The 20,316-nt window shown below is 71.8% G+C and carries 19 protein-coding genes and 1 pseudogene; 7 read left to right on the top strand and 13 right to left on the bottom strand.

Annotated features, from left to right (window positions below; genetic code table 11):
- Nucleotides 1–3 precede the first annotated feature (3 nt).
- Both EER30_RS37860 and EER30_RS37855 read right to left on the bottom strand, forming a co-directional pair.
- Complete coding sequence (locus tag EER30_RS37860; RefSeq protein WP_127506102.1) at nt 4–2,196, bottom strand: PAS domain-containing sensor histidine kinase; 2,193 nt, start codon at nt 2,194–2,196, stop codon at nt 4–6.
- Nucleotides 2,197–2,206: 10 nt separating this feature from the next.
- Nucleotides 2,207–3,340, bottom strand: coding sequence for an FIST N-terminal domain-containing protein (locus EER30_RS37855; RefSeq protein ID WP_164842625.1), 1,134 nt, complete (start codon nt 3,338–3,340; stop codon nt 2,207–2,209).
- A gap of 107 nt (nt 3,341–3,447) precedes the next feature.
- Here EER30_RS37855 and EER30_RS37850 point away from each other — a divergent pair, with 107 nt between their 5' ends.
- Nucleotides 3,448–4,539, top strand: coding sequence for a response regulator (locus EER30_RS37850; protein ID WP_127506098.1), 1,092 nt, complete (start codon nt 3,448–3,450; stop codon nt 4,537–4,539).
- Nucleotides 4,540–4,711: 172 nt separating this feature from the next.
- On the opposite strand, the gene EER30_RS37845 is transcribed toward EER30_RS37850, so the two are convergent.
- The 3 genes from EER30_RS37845 to EER30_RS37835 form a co-directional block, all read right to left on the bottom strand.
- On the bottom strand, nt 4,712–5,455 hold the full coding sequence (locus EER30_RS37845; RefSeq protein ID WP_127506096.1) for an SDR family NAD(P)-dependent oxidoreductase: 744 nt from the start codon (nt 5,453–5,455) through the stop codon (nt 4,712–4,714).
- 68 nt (nt 5,456–5,523) lie between these two features.
- Entirely contained in the window at nt 5,524–6,105 is a 582-nt protein-coding gene (locus EER30_RS37840; protein ID WP_127506094.1) for a GNAT family N-acetyltransferase, read from the bottom strand.
- Nucleotides 6,106–6,199: 94 nt separating this feature from the next.
- Entirely contained in the window at nt 6,200–9,637 is a 3,438-nt protein-coding gene (locus EER30_RS37835; RefSeq protein WP_127506092.1) for a bifunctional proline dehydrogenase/L-glutamate gamma-semialdehyde dehydrogenase, read from the bottom strand.
- 92 nt (nt 9,638–9,729) lie between these two features.
- On the opposite strand from EER30_RS37835, the gene EER30_RS37830 reads away from it, so the two are divergent.
- Nucleotides 9,730–10,623 carry a LysR family transcriptional regulator gene (locus EER30_RS37830; protein ID WP_127506089.1) on the top strand — a complete coding sequence of 298 codons (894 nt, stop codon included), beginning with the start codon at nt 9,730–9,732 and terminating at the stop codon, nt 10,621–10,623.
- 438 nt (nt 10,624–11,061) lie between these two features.
- Here the strand turns inward: EER30_RS37830 and EER30_RS37825 are convergent.
- A pseudogene (locus EER30_RS37825) lies at nt 11,062–11,253 on the bottom strand (ATP-binding cassette domain-containing protein); the annotation flags it as partial.
- Between the two features lie 89 nt (nt 11,254–11,342).
- Between EER30_RS37825 and EER30_RS37820 the strand changes: the two are divergent.
- The gene (locus tag EER30_RS37820) at nt 11,343–11,705 is read left to right on the top strand and encodes a cyclic-phosphate processing receiver domain-containing protein (protein ID WP_127506087.1); all 363 of its coding nucleotides are present in this window, start codon (nt 11,343–11,345) and stop codon (nt 11,703–11,705) included.
- Here the strand turns inward: EER30_RS37820 and EER30_RS37815 are convergent.
- Nucleotides 11,647–12,564 (bottom strand): hypothetical protein, encoded by a 918-nt coding sequence (locus tag EER30_RS37815; RefSeq protein WP_127506085.1) that lies wholly within the window; start codon nt 12,562–12,564, stop codon nt 11,647–11,649. The two genes, EER30_RS37820 and EER30_RS37815, sit on opposite strands and share 59 nt — an antisense overlap.
- Nucleotides 12,565–12,600: 36 nt before the next feature.
- Here EER30_RS37815 and EER30_RS37810 point away from each other — a divergent pair, with 36 nt between their 5' ends.
- Nucleotides 12,601–12,840 (top strand): e9imm peptide, encoded by a 240-nt coding sequence (locus tag EER30_RS37810; RefSeq protein WP_127506084.1) that lies wholly within the window; start codon nt 12,601–12,603, stop codon nt 12,838–12,840.
- 51 nt (nt 12,841–12,891) lie between these two features.
- Here the strand turns inward: EER30_RS37810 and EER30_RS37805 are convergent, their stop codons facing one another.
- The 3 genes from EER30_RS37805 to EER30_RS37800 all read right to left on the bottom strand — a co-directional run bounded on the left by EER30_RS37805 (nt 12,892) and on the right by EER30_RS37800 (nt 13,588).
- Nucleotides 12,892–13,071: a hypothetical protein gene (locus EER30_RS37805; protein ID WP_127506082.1), complete on the bottom strand. Its 180-nt coding sequence runs from the start codon at nt 13,069–13,071 to the stop codon at nt 12,892–12,894.
- A complete protein-coding gene (locus tag EER30_RS47530) occupies nt 13,059–13,214 on the bottom strand; it encodes a hypothetical protein (RefSeq protein WP_164842624.1) in 156 nt (51 codons plus the stop codon). The genes EER30_RS37805 and EER30_RS47530 overlap by 13 nt, the downstream gene beginning before the upstream one ends.
- A gap of 167 nt (nt 13,215–13,381) precedes the next feature.
- Nucleotides 13,382–13,588 carry a phospholipase D-like domain-containing protein gene (locus EER30_RS37800; protein ID WP_127506080.1) on the bottom strand — a complete coding sequence of 69 codons (207 nt, stop codon included), beginning with the start codon at nt 13,586–13,588 and terminating at the stop codon, nt 13,382–13,384.
- A 147-nt stretch (nt 13,589–13,735) separates the two neighbouring features.
- On the opposite strand from EER30_RS37800, the gene EER30_RS37795 reads away from it, so the two are divergent.
- Nucleotides 13,736–15,130 (top strand): reverse transcriptase family protein, encoded by a 1,395-nt coding sequence (locus EER30_RS37795; RefSeq protein WP_205650590.1) that lies wholly within the window; start codon nt 13,736–13,738, stop codon nt 15,128–15,130.
- Here the strand turns inward: EER30_RS37795 and EER30_RS37790 are convergent.
- From EER30_RS37790 to EER30_RS37780, 3 genes are read right to left on the bottom strand one after another with little or no spacing between them, the layout of a single operon-like run.
- On the bottom strand, nt 15,103–15,675 hold the full coding sequence (locus EER30_RS37790; RefSeq protein ID WP_127506078.1) for a TetR/AcrR family transcriptional regulator: 573 nt from the start codon (nt 15,673–15,675) through the stop codon (nt 15,103–15,105). The genes EER30_RS37795 and EER30_RS37790 overlap by 28 nt on opposite strands.
- A 13-nt stretch (nt 15,676–15,688) precedes the next feature.
- Nucleotides 15,689–16,966, bottom strand: a complete 1,278-nt coding sequence (locus tag EER30_RS37785; RefSeq protein ID WP_127506076.1) for an MFS transporter — start codon at nt 16,964–16,966, stop codon at nt 15,689–15,691.
- A gap of 43 nt (nt 16,967–17,009) precedes the next feature.
- Nucleotides 17,010–18,383: an FAD-binding oxidoreductase gene (locus tag EER30_RS37780; RefSeq protein ID WP_127506074.1), complete on the bottom strand. Its 1,374-nt coding sequence runs from the start codon at nt 18,381–18,383 to the stop codon at nt 17,010–17,012.
- Between the two features lie 170 nt (nt 18,384–18,553).
- On the opposite strand from EER30_RS37780, the gene EER30_RS37775 reads away from it, so the two are divergent.
- Both EER30_RS37775 and EER30_RS37770 read left to right on the top strand, forming a co-directional pair.
- The gene (locus EER30_RS37775) at nt 18,554–18,901 is read left to right on the top strand and encodes a YciI family protein (RefSeq protein WP_127506072.1); all 348 of its coding nucleotides are present in this window, start codon (nt 18,554–18,556) and stop codon (nt 18,899–18,901) included.
- Nucleotides 18,898–20,175 carry an RNA polymerase sigma factor gene (locus tag EER30_RS37770; protein WP_127506070.1) on the top strand — a complete coding sequence of 426 codons (1,278 nt, stop codon included), beginning with the start codon at nt 18,898–18,900 and terminating at the stop codon, nt 20,173–20,175. Before EER30_RS37775 ends, EER30_RS37770 begins: the two co-directional genes overlap by 4 nt.
- Nucleotides 20,176–20,316: the final 141 nt, after the last annotated feature.

Genomic DNA, 20,316 nt, shown 5'->3' with positions numbered 1-20,316 from the left:
GAGTCATGCGTCGACGTCTGGTGACTGCAGAGGGATGGCGATGATGAAGGTCGTGCCGGCGCCGGGGCTGGAGTCCACCTGAATGGTGCCGCCGTGCTTCTGCACGATGCTGGCGTACGCCAGGCTCAGCCCCTGCCCGGTGCCCTTGCCGACCTCCTTGGTGGTGAAGAAGGGGTCGAAGATGCGCTGCCGGGTTGCCTCGTCCATGCCGGTGCCGTCGTCGCTGACGGCGATCTCGACCGTGGACGGCGTGCGCGTGGTGCGGATCGTGATGTGCCCGAGGCCGCCCTCGCGCTGGGCCGCGGCTGCCTCGATGGCGTGGGCGGCGTTGACGATGAGGTTGAGGATGACCTGCTTGACCTCGCCCTCGTAGCAGGACACCAATCCCACGTCGCCGCCCAGGTCGAGGGTGAGTTCCGCGTGGTATTTCCACTCGTTGCGGGCGACCTGGGTGGTGCTCTCCACCGCCCGGTTGATGTCGACGTCGCCGCGGCCGCGTCCGGGGTGGGAGAAATCCTTCATGGCGCGCACGATCTGCGCCACCCGGCTGAGCCCTTCGAGCGACTCGGTGATCGCGGTCGGCACCTCGGCCAGCAGGAATTCGAGATCTAGGTCGCGCAGGCGCTCGGCGAACTCCTCGTCGGTGGCCGCGAAGCGCGTTTGCGCCTCCTGCAGAAGTTCCAGTACCTGGCCGAAGGTCTGCTCGACGAAGCGGGTGTTGTCCGAGACGAATTGGATGGGCGTGTTGATCTCGTGGGCGATGCCGGCGGCGAGCTGGCCGATGGCCTCCAGCCGGTTGGTTTGGTTGAGCTGGCGTTCGAGGTCGCTGATCCGGGTGACGTCGGCGCCGATGCCGATCACTCCGCCGGCGTGGGGCTGGGGCAGCACGCTCATCAGGATCGTGCGGGGCGAGCCGTCCGGCCCGCTCACCAGGACGTGATGGTCGACCACGGGGTCATTGCTGGCGAGCACGCCGGCCTCGAGGTCGGCCAGGACCGGCCCGACGTTGTCGTCGGCGCCGATGTCCGTCTCCAGCTTGCCGGTCAGGTCGGTGTCCGCGGTGAGCCCGCGCATGGCCAGGAACGCGGCATTGTGGCCTTGGTAGACGCCACGGGCGTCCTTCCAGAAGATCAGGTGCGGGATCGAGGAGATCACCCCGGTCAGGACGGCCTTCTCCACCGACAGTTCGTGGGCGAGCGCCTCGGCCCGCTCCTTGGCCGCGAGGCTGGCCTGTTCCGCGTTGCGGCGCATGGTGACGTCGCGCTCGATGGTGACCCAGCGGACGATGCCGTCATCGTCGACGACCCGGTAGAGCGCGACCCTCAACCAGCGGTGCCGGCCGTCCTTGGTCCTGGTTTCGAACTCGGGGTAGACCAGCGAACCACGCCCGCTCAACGCCTCGGCGTCCACTTCTGGCGCGTTGTCGGCGCCGAGCATGTCCACCCGTTGGCGGCCCTCGCATTCCGCGAGCGTGTAGCCACTCATCTGGGTGAACGCGTCGTTGATCCATTCGATGCGGCCTTCGGCGTCGGAGATGACAACCGCGTCCTCCATGTGCCGGGCGACCGGAGCCAGCCGGGTGGCCTCCTGGGTGGCCCGGCGCAACTCCTCCTGGGTCTGCACTACCTCGGTCTCGTCGGTGAGGGTCAGAACCGCCCGCGCGGCACCGTGGCCGCGGACGCGATCGACCCGCAACCGCCACCAGCGTGGCCCCTGTTGAGTCCCGACCTCGTGGCTCGATGGGAGCCGGCTGGGCCGGCCGGCCAGCACGCTCCGGAGGTCGTCGGCGGCTGCCCGCATGAGCTCGCCCAGCCCGTCGGTGCTGCCGGCGGCGAAGTCGAAGAAGCAGGTCTCGTCCGGGGCGCCCCCGCTCAACCGGGCGAGCATGGTGCTCCAGGCCTGGTTCGTGTCGACGATGCGGCCGTCGTCGTCGAGGATGCACAGGCCGGCGTCGATCGAATCGGTGACCGCGCGCAGGAGTTGCTCGGCCGCCCGGGTGCGTTCGGTACGTTCGGCCAGCCGCCGCTGTAGCGTCAGGTTCCGCTGCCAGGTCGCCAGCGCGGCGCTGTCCGGCTCGCCCGCGGTGCGCCGTTCGGCCGCCGTGACCAGCGCCTCGATGGTGCGCCGTTGCTCCTCGACGGTCAGTCGCAGCTCGTCGGCCGACTGCTCGGCGGCCAAGGTGCCGGTATCCGGCATGTGTGCTCCCTCAGGCGAAGGCGACGGCGACCAGGGTCTGGTTCATGTGCATGCCGTTGAACTGCTCACCGTAGGTGCTGAAACCCACGGTGCCGTGCTCGGCGAGGAAGCCGCCGACGCGGTCGGCGATCCGGTGCTCCTCGAACTCCAGCCGTCGCAGGATGCAGTCGAAGGCGAGCATCCCGCTGATCGGCCCGAGGTCGGCCTCGACGGCGGCGAACTGGTGCTCGAGCTTGTCGAACATGCCGATCGGGCGCCCGACCCGCAGGACGTCACCGATGTCCACCCGGGCGAGCATGCTCAGCGTGCCGTCCGGGTTCGTGGCGGCGATGCTGCGGACCCAGCTCGATCCGCCCGCGTTCAACAGCAGCGGGTGCTTGGAATAGATGGTCGGGTTCAACGCGGCGACCTGCGTCCCGACCGCTTGCGCGTACTCCTGCGCCGCCGGCCGCCCGTTGAAGGCCCGGATGATGCGTAGGTCGGGGTCGACGTCGGTCGCGACGAGAATCGTGTCGGTCGTCTCGTGATGCTGCAGGCGGATCAGCCGGAACGGCGCGTCGGTGCAGACGATGGTGACCGTTGCGAGGCTGGCCGTGAAATCCCCGTCGTGGTACACGGCTGTGTGCCGGAAGGTCAGGTCGTCACCGGCCGACGCGCCGATGATCGGCACGTCGCCCAGCGCGGCCATCAGATTGGCGGCGAGCAGGTCCTCGTTGCGGGTCAGCCCGTCGGTGAGCAGGATCGCGAAGCTCTCGCGGTCGCCGACCTCGGCGTGCAGGTCGGCCAGGTCGGCGGCCGCTCGTTCGACCGCGCCCGGCGCGTCGTCGAGAGGACCGACAGTGATGGTCCGGGCGTGCAGTCCACCGGTGAAAGCGACGGCGCAGATCCCGGATCGGTCGTACCCCCGCGGTCCGATGTTTCCTGAACTCGTGCAACCGATGACGCGGTCGCCGAAGTGGTGCTTCAGGGCGGCGCCCACGGGGGCGAGGTCGTAGCCCGGCGCGACGAAGACCGCGTACATGTCGGCCTCGGTGCCGAGAACGGCGGCGATCTCCGCGACGGCGGCGGACGGGTCGGGCCGGTGGGAGTCCGCGGACGCCACTACCGTGTGGTGCCCGGTTCGGGATGCCATCAGCGCAGACATGTCTACCTCCGGATTAGCCGTAGTCCCAAGGTCCCGTTCGGCCGCTGCTCCGGGAAGTTGAGTACATTCGGTGACATGCCGTGACCGGCCGGACATATGCTGCCCGCGTGGCCGAACGCATCTTGATGGTCGACGACGAGCCGAGGATCCTCGACGGATTGCGGCGGACGTTGCACGGCCGCTACCAGATCGACCCGGCCACGTCCGGGGCGGAAGGCCTGACCCGCATAGCCGACGCCGCGGAACCGTACTCCGTGGTCGTTTCCGACATGAAGATGCCGGTCATGGACGGTGCCGAGTTCCTCGCTCGCGCTCGGGTCGCCAGCCCCGACTCGGTGCAGATCATCCTGAGCGGCCAGGCCGAACTCAGCTCGACCATCGCCGCGGTCAACGAGGGCAACCTGTTCCGGTTCCTCACCAAACCCTGCGAACCCAACGACCTCACCCGTGCCCTGGACGCGGCGCTGGAGCAGCACCGACTGGTGATGGCCGAGCGCGAGCTGTTACAACGGACCCTCGACGGCGCGGTCGAGCTGCTCACCGATCTGATGAAAGCCACCAACCCGTTCGCCGCGATGCGGACCGAGCGGCTGCGCGTACTCGTCGACGCCGTCGCCCCTGTCGGTGCCTGGGAACCGCGGATCGCCGCGATGCTCGGGCAGGTCGGCCTGATGGCCATCCCCGAACCGGTTCTGGCCCAGGTGCGAAGCGGCGAGCCGCTCGACGCCGGCAACGACGAGCTCTTCCGCGGTCATCCCCGGCTGGCGTACGACCTCATCCGCCGGATCCCCCGGCTGGAGCGCGTCGCCGGGTGGGTTGCCGAGCAGCCGGTCGCCTTCAGCGAGAAACCGCCGGTGGACATGGACGACGACCAGGCACCGTACGCGACAGCCGTTGCTTTTCTGGTCGGGGTGGAAGGTGGCTTGCAGCCCGGTCAAGCCGCCGGAGGGCTCAGCGGGTATCCGAAAGACCTGGTCGACCAGATCTTGCAGGTCTACGTCACCGCGCAGGTCCGCAAACCCCGGCGGGTGACGGGCACCGAGCTCATGGTGGGCATGATCGTCGACCAGGACGTGCTGACCACCAACGGGCTCGTCCTTCTGCGCCAGGGCGAGGTGCTCAGCGAGTCGATGGCGATCCGGCTCCGTCACTTCGCCGGCGGGGTCGGCCTGGTCGAGCCCATCGCTGTCCTCGTCTGAACCGGGCGCGTGGTCACCGTCGACCAGTGACCACGCGGGCCGGCCGTGGCGTCCAGAAGTGGTGCGCCCTTGGTCTGGTTGGAGTCCACGAGCGGCGTCGATCGGGCGGCTCCGGGGCGCCAGGCGGCCACGGCTGACCCCCTGGCGCCCCGGACGGAACGACGGCCGGTGATCAGATGGTGAAGCCGCCGTCGACGTTGACCGTGGCCCCGGTGATGTAGCGGCCGTCCGGCCCGGCCAGGAACACCACGGCCGCCGCCACGTCGGCCGGGGTCGCGTAGTGGCCGACGGCGGTGAAGCCGTTGATGGTCTCGGCGTTCGGGCCGTCGGCCGGGTTCAGCTCGGTGTCCGTGGGTCCCGGGTTCACGAGGTTGACGGTGATCCCGCGGGCGCCGAGTTCGCGTCCGAGTGCCTTGGTCAGGCCGATCATCGCGGTCTTGCTCATCGCGTAGAGCGAGAAGCCCGGGAAGACCGCCCGCTCGGCCACGTTGCTCCCGATGTTGATGATCCGCCCGCCGGCCACCATGTGGCGTACCGCCGTCTGTGAGGCCACGAACGGCGCCCGCACGTTGACCGCGACGGTCTGCTCGAAGTCTTCCGGGCTGAGCTGCTCGATCGGTCCGAGCAGGAACGCGCCGGCGTTGTTGACCAGGATGTCCAACCGGCCCAGCTCCCCGCTGGCCCGGTCGACGGCGGCGACCACCGCGGCCGGGTCGGCGCTGTCCGCCCGTACGGCGATCGCCCGCCGCCCGGCCGCCTTGATCTGGTCGACCACGCCGTCGGCGCGCCGCTGATCGTGCTGAAATGTCAGCGCCACGTCGGCGCCTTCCTCGGCCAGACGCAGGGCCACCGCGGCGCCGATGCCGCGACCCCCGCCCGTGACCAGGGCTACTTTGCCGTCAAGTGCGTTGTTCATGGCAGCCAGCCTGGGCGATCCCTGCTCACATGTCTGGCGGTGATCGGACAGCGCGTTGCGGGCCGACGTCAGCACCGCGAAATCGGGATGCCAGGCGGATGCCACGCCTCGCGGGTCATCTCGTATTCGACCTCACCCTGCTCCGAGCCCGGCAGGGGATCGTCCCAGGTCGGGTAGAACGTGCGCACGTAGCGCAGGCCGACCGCCCGCATGACGCCGCGCGACCCGGCGTTCACCGCCATCGTCTGCGCGATCACCCGCCGCACCCCGACGGTGTCGAAGGCGTGCCGCAGCAGGGCGCGGGACGCCTCACTGGCCAGGCCCTGGCGCCAGTAACGGCGGACGAGGCGATAGCCCAGTTCGGCGACGGACGGGTCGTCGGGCTGGTCGGGACCGTTGGCCGGCGGCAGCATCATCAGCCCGACGAAGGCGTCGCCGGAGAACGCCATCCAATAGCCGAGGCCGTCGACCTTGGTACCCAGGGCCATCCGCTCGGCGTGGCTGACCGTCACCTCCTCCCGGGAACGAGCCCGGCCGTAGAGATAGCGCATCACCTCGGGGTCGGAGTCGAGCTCGACCTCCAGTTCGAGATGCTCGTCGGCCAGCGGGATCAGCTCGAGGCGGGACGTGCGCAGGATCGGCTGGGGCATTCCGTGACGGTCACACATCGGCGCGCGGCCCGCGACCGGTTAACGGCGACGGCCGCGCGGGAAGCACCGCGCGGCCGTTCCGGGGGGAACTGAACTACAGGGACGAGGTGGCCAGCTTGTCGGGGTTGCCGAAGCGGTGGGCGGTGATGCTGACCGCCTGCTCGTGCAGGAACGGGAGCATCTCGACCCGGCCGGCCTCGGTGACCGGCGCCGACCACACGGCGAGGTCGGGGCGTCCGCCGGTGGCGCGGGCCAGGGCCTCGGCCGAGCCGCCGATCAGGCGTACACGGGAAACGCCGGTCAGGCCGGCGGCCCAGTCCTCGTCGCTCTCGACGCGCACGTCGACGGGGATCGCCACGGCGAGCTCGGCCGGCAGCGGCGTCGCGGTCGAGACCCGGAAGGGCGCCCCAGCCCGTACGCCCGCAGCGACGACCCGCAGCAGCGAGGCGATCGGAGCGCCGGCCGACAGCCGCACCTCGACGGGCACCGGCAGGTAGCGCAGCACGTTGCGCTCGGCCCACAGCCCGGACACGTCCGACTGCCCGAAGTGGCCGGACCAGGCGGCGCCGTCACTGCGCGCGGCCCGCTCCAGCATCAGGGCATCCGACGAGGGGAGAGCCTTGCCGGCCGCCGTGAGCAGGGCGCGGACAGCGACGTCGTCCACCTTGGCGTCGGCGGTCGACGAAGCAGACTCCCAACCGGTCAGCCCGACCAGGTAGTTGGGGCCGCCCGCCTTGGTGCCGGGACCGACCGCCGAGCGCTTCCAGCCACCGAACGGCTGCCGCCGCACGATCGCCCCGGTGATGCCGCGGTTGACGTACAGGTTGCCCGCCTGCACCCGGTCGAGCCACGTTGCCAGCTCGGCGGGGTCGAGCGAGTGCAGGCCCGAGGTCAGGCCGTAGTCGACGTCGTTGACCAGGTCGATCGCCTCGTCGAGGGTGTCGGCGGTCATGATGCCGAGGATCGGTCCGAAGTACTCGGTGCGGTGGTAGTCGGAGCCGCGGGTGACGCCGTCGCGGATGCCGGGGCTCCACAGGCGGTCGCTGTCGTCGAGCGACTTGGGCTCCAGCAGCCAGCTCTCGCCGGGGCCGAGCTTGGTCAGGCCGTCGAGCAGCTTGCCGGCGGCCGGTTCGATGACCGGGCCGACCTGGCTGCGCGGGTCCTGCGGCCAGCCGACGGTCAGCGACCGGGCGGCGTCGAGCAGCTGGTGACGGAACCGGTCGGACTGGGCGACCGAGCCGACCAGCACGACCAGGGAGGCGGCCGAGCACTTCTGGCCGGCGTGCCCGAAGGCCGAGTTGACGACGTCCTTGACGGCCAGGTCGAGGTCGGCGCTGGGGGTCACGATGATCGCGTTCTTGCCGCTGGTCTCGGCCAGCAGCGGCAGGTCGGTGCGGAACGACCGGAACAGCGCGGCCGTCTCGTACGCCCCGGTGAGGATGACCCGGTCGACCAGCGCGTGGCTGATGAGCTGGCGGCCCAGCGCCCGCTCCTCGACCTGCACGAGGGTGAGCAGGTCGGCGTCGGGCAGCACCGGCTTGATGATCTCGGCCAGCACCGCGCCGCAGCGTTCGGCCTGCCCGGCCGGCTTGAGCGCGACCGCGGAGCCGGCGGCCAGGGCGGCCAGCACCGAGCCGGCCGGGATCGCCACGGGGAAGTTCCACGGCGGGGTCACCAGGGTCAACTTCTCCGGTACGGCCACCGCGCCGTCCACGGTGTCCAAGGCGGCGGCGAGTTCGCCGTAGTAGTGCGCGAAGTCGATCGCCTCGGAGATCTCGGGGTCGGCCTGATCCGCGGTCTTGCCGGTCTCGGCCGCCATCACCTCGAGCAGGTCGGCCCGGCGGGCCTCGAGGGCGTCGCCGACGCGGTGCAGGATCGCGCCGCGCTCGGCGCCGGAGAGCGCGCCCCACTCGCCGGCCGCGGCGACGGCGGCTCCGAGAACACCGTCGAGCTTGCGTTCGTCGTTGACCCGGGCCGCGTCGATGGTGGCCTGGCCGATCGTCGAGGCGGGCACGCGGGAAAGAACCTCGCGCACGACGCGGCGGTTCTCGGCGATCGACGGGTCGGTGTCGGGCGAGTTCTCGAAGTGCCCGGGGGCGGAGGCGGCGACGGCGGCGTGCCGGGCGGCGACCCGGTGCGGCGGGGGCACGGCGTCGTCGAGGTGCTTCAGCGAGGCGAGGAAGCGGTCGCGTTCGCGGGCGAACAGGCCTTCGTCGCTGTCCAGCTCGAACACCGCGGACATGAAGTTGTCGCTGCTCGCGCCCTCCTCGAGGCGACGGATGAGGTAGGCGATGGCGACGTCGAACTGCTCCGGGCGTACGACCGGGGTGTAGAGCAGCAGCCCGCCGACCTCGCGCCGGACCACCTCGGCCTGGCCCTCGGCCATGCCGAGCAGCATCTCGAACTCGATGCCCTCGCGCACTCCGCGGTGCCCGGCGAGCAGCCACGCGTACGCGACGTCGAACAGGTTGTGCCCGGCGACGCCCAGACGCACGTTGCCGATGCGGTCGGGGTGCAGCGAGTAGTCGAGGACCCGCTTGTAGTTCGTGTCGGTGTCCTGCTTGGTGTGCCAGGTGGCGAGGGGCCAGCCGTGCACGGTCGCCTCGACCTGCTCCATCGGCAGGTTCGCGCCCTTGACCAGGCGCACCTTGATGCCGGCGCCGCCGTCGGCCCGACGCTGCGCCGCCCACTCCTGCAGCCGGATCATGGCCGAGAGAGCGTCCGGGAGGTACGCCTGCAGCACGATGCCCGCCTCGAGGTCGTGCAGCTCGGGCTTGGACAGCAGGCGCGTGAAGACCGCGATGGTGAGGTCGAGGTCCTTGTACTCCTCCATGTCGAGGTTGACGAACTTGCGGGTGCCGGCGGTGGCGGCGAGCGTGAACAGCGGGGTGAGCTGCTCGACGATCTCGTCGACGGCCTCGTCGAACGCCCACGGGTTGTGCGGGGCGACGGTGGACGACACCTTGATCGACACGTAGTCGACGTCGGCGCGGCCCAGCAGGCGCTCGGTCTCGCGCAGCCGCCGGGTGGCCTCGCCGCGACCGAGGACGGCCTCGCCGAGCAGGTTCACGTTCAGGCGTACGTCGCGGCGCTTGATCTTGGCGATGGCCCGGCCCAGCTTGGCGTCGGAGGCGTCCACGATCAGGTGGCCGACCATGCCGCGCAGCACGCGACGGGCGATCGGCACGACCACACCCGGCATGACCGGGGCGAGCTTGCCGCCCAGGCGCACCGCACCGCGCAGGGGAGCGGGCAGGAAACGGGGAACGTCGGGCGCGAGCGTGGCCAGGGCACGGGCACTGACCCGTACGTCCTCCGGCCGCACCACGCCGTCGACGAAGCCGACGGCGAAGGCCAGTCCCTTCGGGTCGCGCAGCACGCCGGCGAGCTGTGCCGCGGAGCCGGTGGTCTTGATGGTGGAGGCCTCGTGGAGCCAGCGGCGGACCAGCGCGATCGCCTGGTCGGCGAGCTCGGCGGGGGCGTCGTCGGCGGCCGGGGTGCCGGCCGGCGTTGACTGAGCGACATCAGACATGACGACAGTGTCCTTCCGAGGTTCGTTCAGGAAAAGCGACGGTTTCCGTCGAGTACTCTTCAGTTCTGCTTAACGTTCTGGAGGGGTTCGCCGTGCTCGAGATCAGGCGCCTGGTGCTGCTGCGGGAACTGGCCATCCGCGGCACGATCGCGGCCGTCGCCGAGGCCCTCAACTTCTCGCCGTCGGCCGTGTCGCAGCAGCTCAGCCAGCTCGAGAGGGAGGCCGGCATGCCGCTGCTGCGCAAGTCGGGCCGCGGCGTGCAGCTCACCCCGGCGGCCGAGGTGCTGGTCGACTCGGTCGGCGAGGTGCTCGACACGCTCGAACGGGCCGAGGCCCGCCTCCAGGCGTCGGCGGCGAGCGTGAGCGGCCGGGTGCGCGTCGCCGTCTTCCAGTCGGCCGCGCTGGCGCTCATGCCGGCGACGTTGCTCGCCATGGCCACCCGCTTTCCCGAGGTCCGGGTCGAGATGGTGCAACGCGAGCCCGAGGAGGCCCTACGGGAGACGTGGGCCCGCGACTTCGACATGGTGATAGCCGAGCAATACCCGGCGCACGCCGCGCCACACCATCCCGGCCTCGACCGCCGCCCGCTCACGACCGACGCGATCCGGCTCGCCCTGCCCGCCGTCGGCGCCGCCCTGCGCCCGGTCGCCTCGCTCGACGAGGCCCGGCACATGCCGTGGGTGATGGAGCCGCGCGGGACGGCGTCGCGCCACTTCGCCGAGCAGCTGTGCCGGTCGACCGGCTTCGAGCCCGACGTACGCTATGAGACCGCCGACCTGCAGGCCCACATCCGCCTCGTCGAGTCGGGCAACGCCGTCGCCCTGATCCCCGACCTGGTCTGGGCCGGCCGCGACACCTCCTGCCGCCTGCTCGGCCTGCCGGGCGAGCCGCGCCGCACCATCTTCACCGCCCAGCGCCTCTCGGGTGCCGCGTCGCCGGCCGCCCGGGCGTTCCGCGAGACGCTGGAGGAGGCCGCGGCCCTCTGATCAGCGTTCGCGGCCGAGGTCCGTTCCTGGCGGCTCGCGGGTGTCCCGGCTTGCGGGTATTCCGTCTTGAGGGTATTCCGTCTTGCGGGCATGCCGGGTCCGCGTGGCCGGTCGCGGTGACCTGCGGGTCGCGCGGACTGTCCGGACCGTCCGGCGTCGCGGTGCGGCGGTCGTTCGGCCGCTGCGCTGATCGGTCGGCTCGGCGCGCAGCCCCAGATCCAGGATGTAGGCCTTTGCCGACTTGATCGTGCGGCCGTTCGCCCCGCTGATCCAGGTTGTAGGGCTCTCGACCGCGGTTGAGAGGCCTGTATCCAGGGTCTTGTCTTGATCAAGGGGGAGAGAGGGGCCTGTTTTCTTGAAGTCGCGGCCGGCCGGTCGGAGGCGTGTGCACATGCTGGCGCGACTAGCGGCACGGCGCGGTGCCACGACGGCCGCCGGCTTGGCGCGCAGGCGGCGGAACAGGTCTTGCATGCGCAACCGGGTCAGCGCGTCGAGGGCCCCGAACGGTTCGTCGAGCAGCAGCGACGGCTCCCGGGCCAGCGCCCGCGCGAAGGCCACCCGTTGCGCCTGGCCGCCGGACAGCTCGACCGGCCAGGCGCGGGCCCGGTCGGCCGGCCCGACCTCCTCGAGAGTGGCGACGCACCGCGCCCGAGCCGCGCACCGAACCTATCTACCCGATTGGAGATAGGGAAGAGGGTTCCCGCTGGCATGATGGCGCGATGCGCTCACCGGTGATCCTGATCGACGACCTGCGCTCGTTCACCGACGGACGCGACGCCGAGGTGGGCCGCACGAGCGCGGCTGGCGTCGAACTGCTCGAACGTCACCGAGGCCGGCCGGTCGGGTCGCTGTGGCTCGACCATGACCTCGGCGAGGACGACACGATCTGGCCGGTGGTCGAAGTGCTCGAACGGGCCGCCTTCGAGGGTGACCCGTTCGACATCGGCGTCATCAACATCCATTCGGCTAACCCAGCCGGCGCCGCGAAGATGGCCCAGGCGTTGCGGCGCTGGGGTTACCGGGTCACTGTCGCGACAGGCTCGCCCGAGGTCGGGTATCGGGAACCGCCGGCTCGGGGCTGAAACCCCGCAGCACGTGGTCGAGGACGATGCCGACCGGGATCGCCAGGACGATGAGGATGACGTCCTCGTCGACCTCGATCGGCGGGTTGGCGGCCAGCAGGGTGAACGGCTTGCCGGACTGCACCAGGACGGACGCCAGCGTGAGCGGCAGCAGCATCACCGGCAGCGTGATCGCGGCGATCGTGGCCACGATTCCGTGCTGCCCGACGTGTGGGGTGGCGAGAGCGACGACGGCGACCACGAGCAGCACGGTGAACGCGAAACACCCGAACCACAGCATGCCGTCCGGCAGAGGGTTGAAGCGCAGCAGCCACGGGACGGCCGCGGCGAGAACCGGGACGGCGATGGGCACGCGTCGGCGTCCGGCCGCGGCAGCGACGGCGACCAGGGCGAGCAGGGAACCGACCGCGGCGCTGCCGAGGTGGAGCCCCATTTCAGTGTCGGTGGGTGACTCGGTGGCCGTCGCGAGGCCGGACGCGACGGCGGCGACGATCGCCGCGGCCCGCAGCGAGCCCGGCCGAGGCGCGGCCACGACAGCGCAGCCCGCCAGCGCGACGACCGCCGCGCCGGCCGCGAACCACGCGGCCCCCTGGTCGACGTCGAACCGGTCGAGAACGACGTCGGCCGCCAGCCAGGCACATCCGCCGGCCACAATGGACCAGTTGGCCCGGCGGCGCCCCCCGGAGAGCACGATGAGCGCGAGAACCAGGGCGAGCAGAGCACCCCAGCGCAGCTCCCGGGCCCAATAGGTGTTGTTGGCATACGTTTCGGGCCCGATCGGCTCGCTCAACGGCTGAAGTACGACCAGGCCGAGCGCCCACGCCACCGCCGCCGCGGCCGCCAGCCCTTTGAAGATCATGGCCGCACCCTACAAGCCGCTCGCTGTCGTGCCGGGATGGAATCACGCCCACCGGCCCGGACGCTCGACGATGCGCGACGGCGGCAAGCCCACGATCTGATCCAGCGCCTCCGCGACCCCGTGCTGCCCGACGACGCCGCAGGCCCGCTGCTGGACGAGCTGGAGCGGGTGCTGGCGCACCCCAGGGTCAGCGATCTGCTGTTCTGGCGCACACCCGAACTCGGCATTGACGAGGTCATCGACGAGGCCATGCGGTACAGGCCGTTCGTCGGCTAGTCCGCGGAGATACTTCGCGTGACCGAACGATCGAGTGGTGTGGAGGCGGCCCTACTCCCAGTTGCCGGGTGTTGGTTCCTGGACGACGCTGGGGCCGAGGTGGCCGCCGTCCTCGATCGGCTTCTTGTCGCGGCGACGATGCTTGAGCCACGACACCATGGCCAGCACGATGATCGCGAGGGCGATCGCGGCCACGGCGATGAGGCCCACAAGCTGCATCATGGAGTCCATGACGGCAGCGTAGTCGCGACGGCGTGATAGGCGCGCGCGCCGCAGACGGCGCCGCGGAACAGGCCGTACCGGTGCAGCACGTGGGCGAAGACCACCGCCAGGGCGATCTGGGTCGGCACGTGGAGCGCCGCGCTGAACGCCATCGGCCCAGCCATCGCCGGGTCGACACCGCGACGTTGCCGCAGATCAGCGTGCGCCCGGTCGTCGAGGAGCGCCTGCAGCGCAGCATCTTCACCGCCACCCGGGTCTCCGCGATGGACAATCCCGGCATCGTCGCGCTGCGGGAGGCGCTCCAGTTGGCGGCCGGGCGTCAGTCCTCCGCGGGCTCGGCGGCGGCCTCCTCCATGACAGGCGAGGAGGCGAGCAGTTCGACCTCCCAGTGGTCCTCTTCGGCCTCCACGTAGCTTCGCACCCGCACGCCCAGGCCGAGCTGGTTCGCGGCCCGCAGGTGCTCGGTCACCTCGTCGATGCTGGTCAGGTAGTAGGTGGCGATCAGGTTCTCGTCCAGGTCGGTCACCCGACCAGGGTAGGGGGCCGGTCGGCGTCGGGGCGCACGGGGCGTCCGTGGTCTCTATGATGGCCGGGTGGCAGCGTGTCCCGAGCTCGCCGTCGGCCGTCGTTCGCGGCGGCGATGGCTCTTCGGGGTAACCCCGAGGACGTTTCTGTGAGCACCGCAGCACACCGCCGGCGCGCTTCCGCGCTTCGCGCAGTCCGGCGCAGGCACGACCGGGAATCGTCGGGGCACGCTGCCATTCGCACATGGAACCGCAAGCGGCTCGCCCCCGCCCGGCGCTGGTACTCGCCGCGCCGCCAGCCGTCGTCGAGCGTCGCGAGCGCCCTGGCTGACGCGTTGCTGACGACGAACTGGCGCCGACCGCACATGCTCTCGGCCGTACGGGTGGTGGCCCCGGCCCGGGCGCGCCGGCTGGTCGACGCCGTGCTGCAGGCCTATCCGCGGGCGCCCGTCGACCGGCCGAGGGAGCTCAGCCGGTTCCTGGCCGGGTTCGGGGTGCCGCGGGCCGTGATCCGCCGTCGGCTGGTGGCGCCGGCCCGGGTCGTACGGATGCGGTGGAAGGCTCCTCGGATCGACGACCTGGCCGGGCTGGCCGCGTTTCTCGAGCTCGACGGGGGCGCGCTCGACTGGTTCGCCGACCGCCGCGAGCTGAACCGGCAGGCCCGCGACGAGCGGCTGCGCCACTACCGGTACGCGTGGCTGAGCCATCGCCTGATCGAGGCGCCCAAGCCACGCCTGCGGGCCCTGCAGCGGCGGGTGCTCGACGAGATCCTGGCGACGATTCCCGTGCACGACGCCGTCCACGGTTTCGTCCCCGGCCGCGGCACCCACACGTTCGCCGAGCGGCACGCGGGCCAGGACGTGCTGCTCACGATGGACCTGCGGGCGTTCTTCTCGAGCATCACGGCGGCGCGGATCTACGGCCTGTTCCTCGGCGCCGGCTACCCCGAGACCGTCGCGCACGCATTGACCGCATTGACCACCACCCGTACGCCCGCCCGGGTCCTTCGGTCCGCCCCCGATCCCGACCTGGCCGCGGTGCTGCGCCGCCCCCACCTGCCGCAGGGCGCGCCGACCTCGCCCGCCCTGGCCAACCTGTGCGCCTTCCGCCTCGACCGCCGCCTGACCGGCCTGGCCGAGCGGTTCGGGCTGACCTACGCCCGCTACGCCGACGACCTGGCGTTCTCGGGCACCGGACCCGTCGACCGCCTGACCCCCCTGGTCGCGCACATTGCCACCGAGGAGGGCTTCCGCGTCCGTCCGGACAAGACAAAGGTCCGCCACCGGTCGCAGCGGCAGTCGCTGACCGGTCTGGTCGTCAACGAGCGGCCCGCCGTCGCCCGCGCGGACTACGACCGGCTGCGCGCGATCCTGCACGATGCGGCCACCCACGGCCTCGACGCCGCCAACCGCGACGGCCACCCTGACTTCCTGGCCCACCTGACCGGCCGCGTCGCCTGGGCCTCCCACGATCACCCGTCCCGGGCCACGAAGCTGCGGCGGCTGCTGAACCAGGTTCAGTCCTCCCACATCGTTGGGCGATAGGTGAGGTCGAGCAGGCGGCGGGTCAGGCGCTGGTGTTCCGGGGTCAGGTAGGAGCCACCCCACAGGGGAGCACTGCTCATGCCGTCGGCGGCGGCGACGACCAGGGTCAGCACGTCCGGGGGCAGGCCGTCCGCGGCCAGGTCGGCCTCCAGGCGCTGGGCGTCGGCGCGGGCCAGGGCGGCTACCTCGGGGACGGTCATGAGCTGGGTGATCAGGGCCAGGGACTCGCGGGCGGCAAGCTCGTCGGCGGGGGGAACCAGGACGGCGCGCAGGTAGGCGCGGGTCAGGCGGCCGGGGGCGGTGTCGGCCGGGTCGAGGGCGGCGTCGACGCTGGCCCGGAAGGTGGCCAGCAGGTCGTGGGCCAGGGCCAGGATCAGCTCGTCCTTGCTGGCGAAGTGGTAGATCAGGCCGCCCTTGGAGACCCCGGCGTGGCGGGCGATCTCGTCGAGCGAGGCGTGGATGCCCCGGACGCGGATGGCCTCGCCGGCGGCGGTCAGCAGAGCTCGCCGGGTGTCCTGGGGCGAGCGGCCCGCGGTGCGTCCCACGACGAAACCGTACCTACGAGCGCGCGGACGGGATCAACCGCCACGCCAGCAGGGCCGCGCCGGCCGCCGCCACCGCCGCGACCACCGATGTCGTCTGCATGCCGGCGATGAACGCGTCGCGCGCGCTGCCGGCCGCGCCGGGCGGGAGCACCTGCAGGGCCGAACCGAGCGAATCCCGTACGCGCAGGGCCTCTGACTCGGAAAGACCGGGCGGAACGGTGACCGAGTTGCGGTAGACCAGGGTGACCAGCGAGCCGAGCACCGCGATGCCCAGCACGACGCCGAGCTCGTTGGCCGTCTCGGTGATCGCCGAGACCGAGCCCGCCTTGCGCGGCGGCGCCGCCGAGACGATCGCGTCGCCGGTCAGCGTCATGGCCAGCCCCACCCCGAGGCCGATCGGCACAAGAGCCAGACCCAACCAGATGTACGGGCCGTGAGCGGCCGCCGCCACCAAGGCGAGCCCGGCCGCGGTCAGAGCCAAGCCGAGCGCGATGGCCCGCCCGCGCCCGAGCCGGGTCACGGCGACCCCGATGACGACCACGACGGCGATCGACGCGAGGGTGGCCGGCAGCTCGGCCAGGCCCGCCTGCAGGGGGCTGTGCCCGCGGGCGAGCTGCAGATACTGCGAGAAGAAGAAGAGCAGGCCGGTCAGCGCGAAGATGGCGATCACGTTGGCCGCGACCGCGCCCGAGAAGGCGGGGCTGCGGAACAGTTCGACGTCGAGCATGGGCTGCTCGAGGCGGCGCTGACGGCGTACGAAGAGAACGCCGCCGGCCAGGCCGACCAGCACGAGCGTGACCGTCGTCGCGTCGAGGCCCGAGCCGACCACGTGCTTGACGGCGTGGACCAGCGGGACGATCGCCGCCATCGACAGGAGCGCCGACAGAACATCGAACCGCCCGGGAAGTGGGTCGCGGGACTCGGGCAGCAGCATCAGACCCGAGACCACCACCAGCACCATGACCGGCACGTTGATCAGGAAGACCGAGCCCCACCAGAAGTGCTCGAGCAGGAACCCGCCCACCAGCGGTCCGATCGCCGAGCCGGCCCCGAACGCGGTCGACCAGATGGCGATCGCCCGGGTGCGCTCGGCCGGTTCGGTGAAGATGTTGCGGATCAGCGACAGCGTCGACGGCATCAGGGTCGCCCCGGCCACGCCGAGCAGCAGCCGCGCCCCGATCAACGCCTCGGCGCTGGTCGCGAACGCGGCCAGCACCGAGGCACCGCCGAACGCCACCGACCCGATCAGCAGCACCCGCTTGCGGCCGAACCGGTCGGCCAGGTTGCCCAAGCCGGAACTGTACCGACCAGACGGTACAGTTCGTCAGGGTGATCTACCCGACACGCACCGGCACCTGACCCGCCCGCAGCACGTTGTGCGGGTCGTAACGGGTGGCGATCGAGATCAGCCGGGCCAGGGTCGCGGGGTCGTAGGAACGGCTCAGCCGGGCGGCCCCGGTGCCGGCACCCATGTTGGGCAGGGCACCGCCGTCGGCCCACGGCCCGATCGCTTCGAGCAACGCCTGGGCGTGCGGGCCGATCAGCTCGGCGAACGGCGGCACCGGAACACCGATGGCGATCAGGCTGTACGCGGCGTCGCGGTGGCTCAGCGCGCTCGGGTGCTCGGGCGGTCGGGCCAGCGCGCCGCCGAGCTGCCGCACCTCGACGATCACCTGCGGCGAGCGGGCGTCCGGCCCGGCCACGGCCAGCAGCGCGTCCACCGCCTCGGACGGGAACTCGCGCAGCAGGTCGGTCGCCTCGACGGCGGGGATCGGGTCGACCGGGTCGGCGTGGACCATGCCGATCGCCGCGTACGGGATGGTCTGCACCGCGTCGATGATCGGGGTGGCGACCGCGCGCATCGGGGCGAGCACGTCCGCGCCGGAATCGGGCGAGCCGGTCCAGGCAAAGCGCACGGCGACGGCGTACTTGCCGGCGAGCGGCTCGGGAACGCCGGGCAGCGGCGGGAGCTGCAGCAACGCGAACGACGTGGTGGCCTCCAAGGGCAGGCCGGCCGACCAGTCGCGCCACCTGTGCACGACGGCGGCGGTGTCCGCGCCGGCGAAGTACAGCGCACCGGCGTACAGGGAAGGCAGTTGAACGAGGTCGAACTCGAGGGCGGTGACGATGCCGAGCGCGCCCTTGCCGCCGCGGACGCCCCAGAACAGGTCGGGCTCCTCGTCGGGGGTCGCCCGGCGCAGCACGCCGTCGCCGGTGACGAGCTCGACCGCCCGCACCCGGTCGGAGCTCCAGCCGTAGGTGCGTGCCACCGGACCGATCCCGCCGCCGACGGTGTAGCCGACCACGCCCACACCCGGCGCCGACCCGCACAGCGGCGCCAGACCGTACGGGGTGGCCGCGTCGATCACCTGCTGCCAGCGCACGCCCGCACCGACTCGCGCCCAGCCCTCGGGATGCACCACGCACTCGTCGAGACGGCCGGTGTGCACCAGGATCGTGCCGTCGAGGGTGGCGGCGATCCCGTGGCCGGTCGCCTGCACCGAGACCGCGTAGCCCGCGTCCCCGGCGAAGCGGACGGCCTCGGCGACGTCCTGCGGGCTGCGGGCCTCGACCACGGCGGCGGGCGTGGGCGTGACGGCCAGATTGAAGCCGGTCGTCAGGGCGGCGTAGAGAGGCTCCCCGGGCGTGGCGAGCTCGCCGGTGAGCCGGTTGCGGAGCGCGTCGAACGACTCGACAGCGGTGGTCATCTGGTTTCCCCCCGGAAATCGGTGTGTCATCCCCGCCGACTCTGCCTCGCCCGGCGCCGCGGCTCGGGCATTTGTGCCCATTCGGCCACGCGTTCTGCCTGGAACTGTCGATTTCCGTGAACGGCGCGCGACGACCGGGTGCCAGCGATGATGAGTTCAAGGAGGCGACGATGAAGTACGCACTGCTGATGTACGGGGTCGACCAGGACTGGGCCGAGGCCGACGAGGAGAAGCGGGCCGAGACGTACGAGAGGCACGGCCGGTTCTCGGAGCTGCTGCGCTCGCGCGACGCCGAGCGGGGCGGTGAGGAGCTGGCGCTGTCGAACACCGCGACGACCGTACGGCTCAAGGCCGGTGAGGCGCTGCTGACCGACGGGCCGTACGCCGAGACGGCCGAGCAGCTCGGCGGCTTCTACCTGGTCGAGGCCCGCGATCTCGACGAGGCGCTCGAGTTCGCCCGGGCGCTCGCCACCGTGGAGGACATCATCGAGGTACGGCCGGTGGTCGAGCACCCGTGACCGTCGTCGAAGCCGCGTTCCGGGAGCATCGAGGGCCGCTGCTGGCCACGCTGGTCGCCGAGCTGCGCAGCTTCGACCTGGCCGAGGAAGCGCTGCAGGACGCCTTCGCCGCCGCCGCTCAGCAATGGGCGAGCGAGGGCGTCCCGCAGCGGCCGGCCGCCTGGCTGCTGGCGGTCGCGCGGCGGCGGGCGGTCGACCGGCGTCGCCGGGAGGAGACCCTCGCCCGCTACCTGCCGCGGCTGATCACGTCGCCGGGGGAGCCGGTGCACTCCGACGACTCCCTGGCGCTGCTGTTCGCCTGCTGCCACCCGGCGCTCGGGTCGGAGGCCCGGGTCGCGCTGACGTTGCGGTTCGTGGCCGGGCTGACCGTACCCGAGATCGCGCGGCTGTTCCTGGTGCCCGACGCGACGATGGCCGCGCGGATCACCCGCGGCAAGCAGAAGATCCGGACGGCGGGGATTCCGCTGCGGATGCCGTCACCGGACGACCTGCCCGAGCGGCTGCCGGGCGTGCTCTCGGTGCTCTACCTGCTGTTCACCGAGGGCTATCGATCATTCCGTACGGAGGTGGCCGCGGAGGCGATCCGGCTGATGCGGCTGCTTCGTGAACTGCTTCCGACCGACCCTGACGTACGGGACCTGCTCGCGCTCGTGCTGCTGCAGCACTCGCGGCGGCGCGCCCGGCTGCGGGACGGCCGGCTCGTGCTGCTGGCCGACCAGGACCGTACGCTCTGGAACGCGGTGGAGGCCGGCGAGGCGCTGACGCTGCTCGAAGCGCCGGGGCCGCTGAGCGCTTTTCGGTTGCAGGCGCTGATCGCGGCTCGGCACGCGGTGGCGGCGCGGGCGTCGGACACGGACTGGGCCGGGATCGTCGAATGCTACGAGCGGCTCGAGGAACTGACCGGGTCGCCGGTGGTGCGGCTCAACCGCGCGGTGGCGGTGGCCGAGTGCTCCGGGCCGGCTGCCGCGCTGGCCCTTCTGGACGGGCTGGGGGAACGGCTGCCGCGCAGTCATCACCTGGCGGCCGCGCGGGCCGAGATGCTGCTGCGGCTGGGGGAGCGGGAGGCGGCGGTGGGGGAGTTCGACCGCGCCCTCACGCTGGCGCCGACCGCGGCCGAGCGGGAATTCCTGGCCGGGCGCCGGGTCTTCGCGCTTTCCGGCCAGTCCTCCGGCACTGCTCCCGGCCCGTCCGCCAGCACCGGTTCCGGCCTGTCTTCCGGTACCGGTTCCGACAGCCCTCCGGTACCGGTTCCGGAGGCCGAACGACCAATGTAGAGAGTCTCTAGTCCGGTCTCAGGGCGGCGGGTGGGGCGGTTGGATGGGGCCGTTCGGGCAAGGCTGGTTCCGGAACCGCGGCGAGATGTCCGAAGCCTGTGCGAATGCCGCCCTTGCCGCCGCCAGACACCCTTGACATGT

The organism is Actinoplanes solisilvae, assembly GCF_003999975.1.
In the GTDB taxonomy this organism is placed as follows: Bacteria; Actinomycetota; Actinomycetes; order Mycobacteriales; family Micromonosporaceae; genus Actinoplanes; species Actinoplanes solisilvae.
The sequence above is the reverse complement of the archived record's forward strand: the minus strand, read 5'-3'. Positions and strand labels throughout refer to the sequence as shown.

Excerpts from the sequence above, each read along its gene's own strand:
- EER30_RS37860 (WP_127506102.1), bottom strand. The coding sequence starts at position 2,196 with ATGCCGGATACCGGCACCTTGGCCGCCGAGCAGTCGGCCGACGAGCTG.
- EER30_RS37855 (WP_164842625.1), bottom strand. The coding sequence starts at position 3,340 with ATGTCTGCGCTGATGGCATCCCGAACCGGGCACCACACGGTAGTGGCG.
- EER30_RS37845 (WP_127506096.1), bottom strand. The coding sequence starts at position 5,455 with ATGAACAACGCACTTGACGGCAAAGTAGCCCTGGTCACGGGCGGGGGT.
- EER30_RS37840 (WP_127506094.1), bottom strand. The coding sequence starts at position 6,105 with ATGCCCCAGCCGATCCTGCGCACGTCCCGCCTCGAGCTGATCCCGCTG.
- EER30_RS37835 (WP_127506092.1), bottom strand. The coding sequence starts at position 9,637 with ATGTCTGATGTCGCTCAGTCAACGCCGGCCGGCACCCCGGCCGCCGAC.
- EER30_RS37820 (WP_127506087.1), top strand. The coding sequence starts at position 11,343 with ATGCGCTCACCGGTGATCCTGATCGACGACCTGCGCTCGTTCACCGAC.
- EER30_RS37815 (WP_127506085.1), bottom strand. The coding sequence starts at position 12,564 with ATGATCTTCAAAGGGCTGGCGGCCGCGGCGGCGGTGGCGTGGGCGCTC.
- EER30_RS37810 (WP_127506084.1), top strand. The coding sequence starts at position 12,601 with ATGGAATCACGCCCACCGGCCCGGACGCTCGACGATGCGCGACGGCGG.
- EER30_RS37805 (WP_127506082.1), bottom strand. The coding sequence starts at position 13,071 with ATGGACTCCATGATGCAGCTTGTGGGCCTCATCGCCGTGGCCGCGATC.
- EER30_RS47530 (WP_164842624.1), bottom strand. The coding sequence starts at position 13,214 with ATGGCGTTCAGCGCGGCGCTCCACGTGCCGACCCAGATCGCCCTGGCG.
- EER30_RS37780 (WP_127506074.1), bottom strand. The coding sequence starts at position 18,383 with ATGACCACCGCTGTCGAGTCGTTCGACGCGCTCCGCAACCGGCTCACC.
- EER30_RS37775 (WP_127506072.1), top strand. The coding sequence starts at position 18,554 with ATGAAGTACGCACTGCTGATGTACGGGGTCGACCAGGACTGGGCCGAG.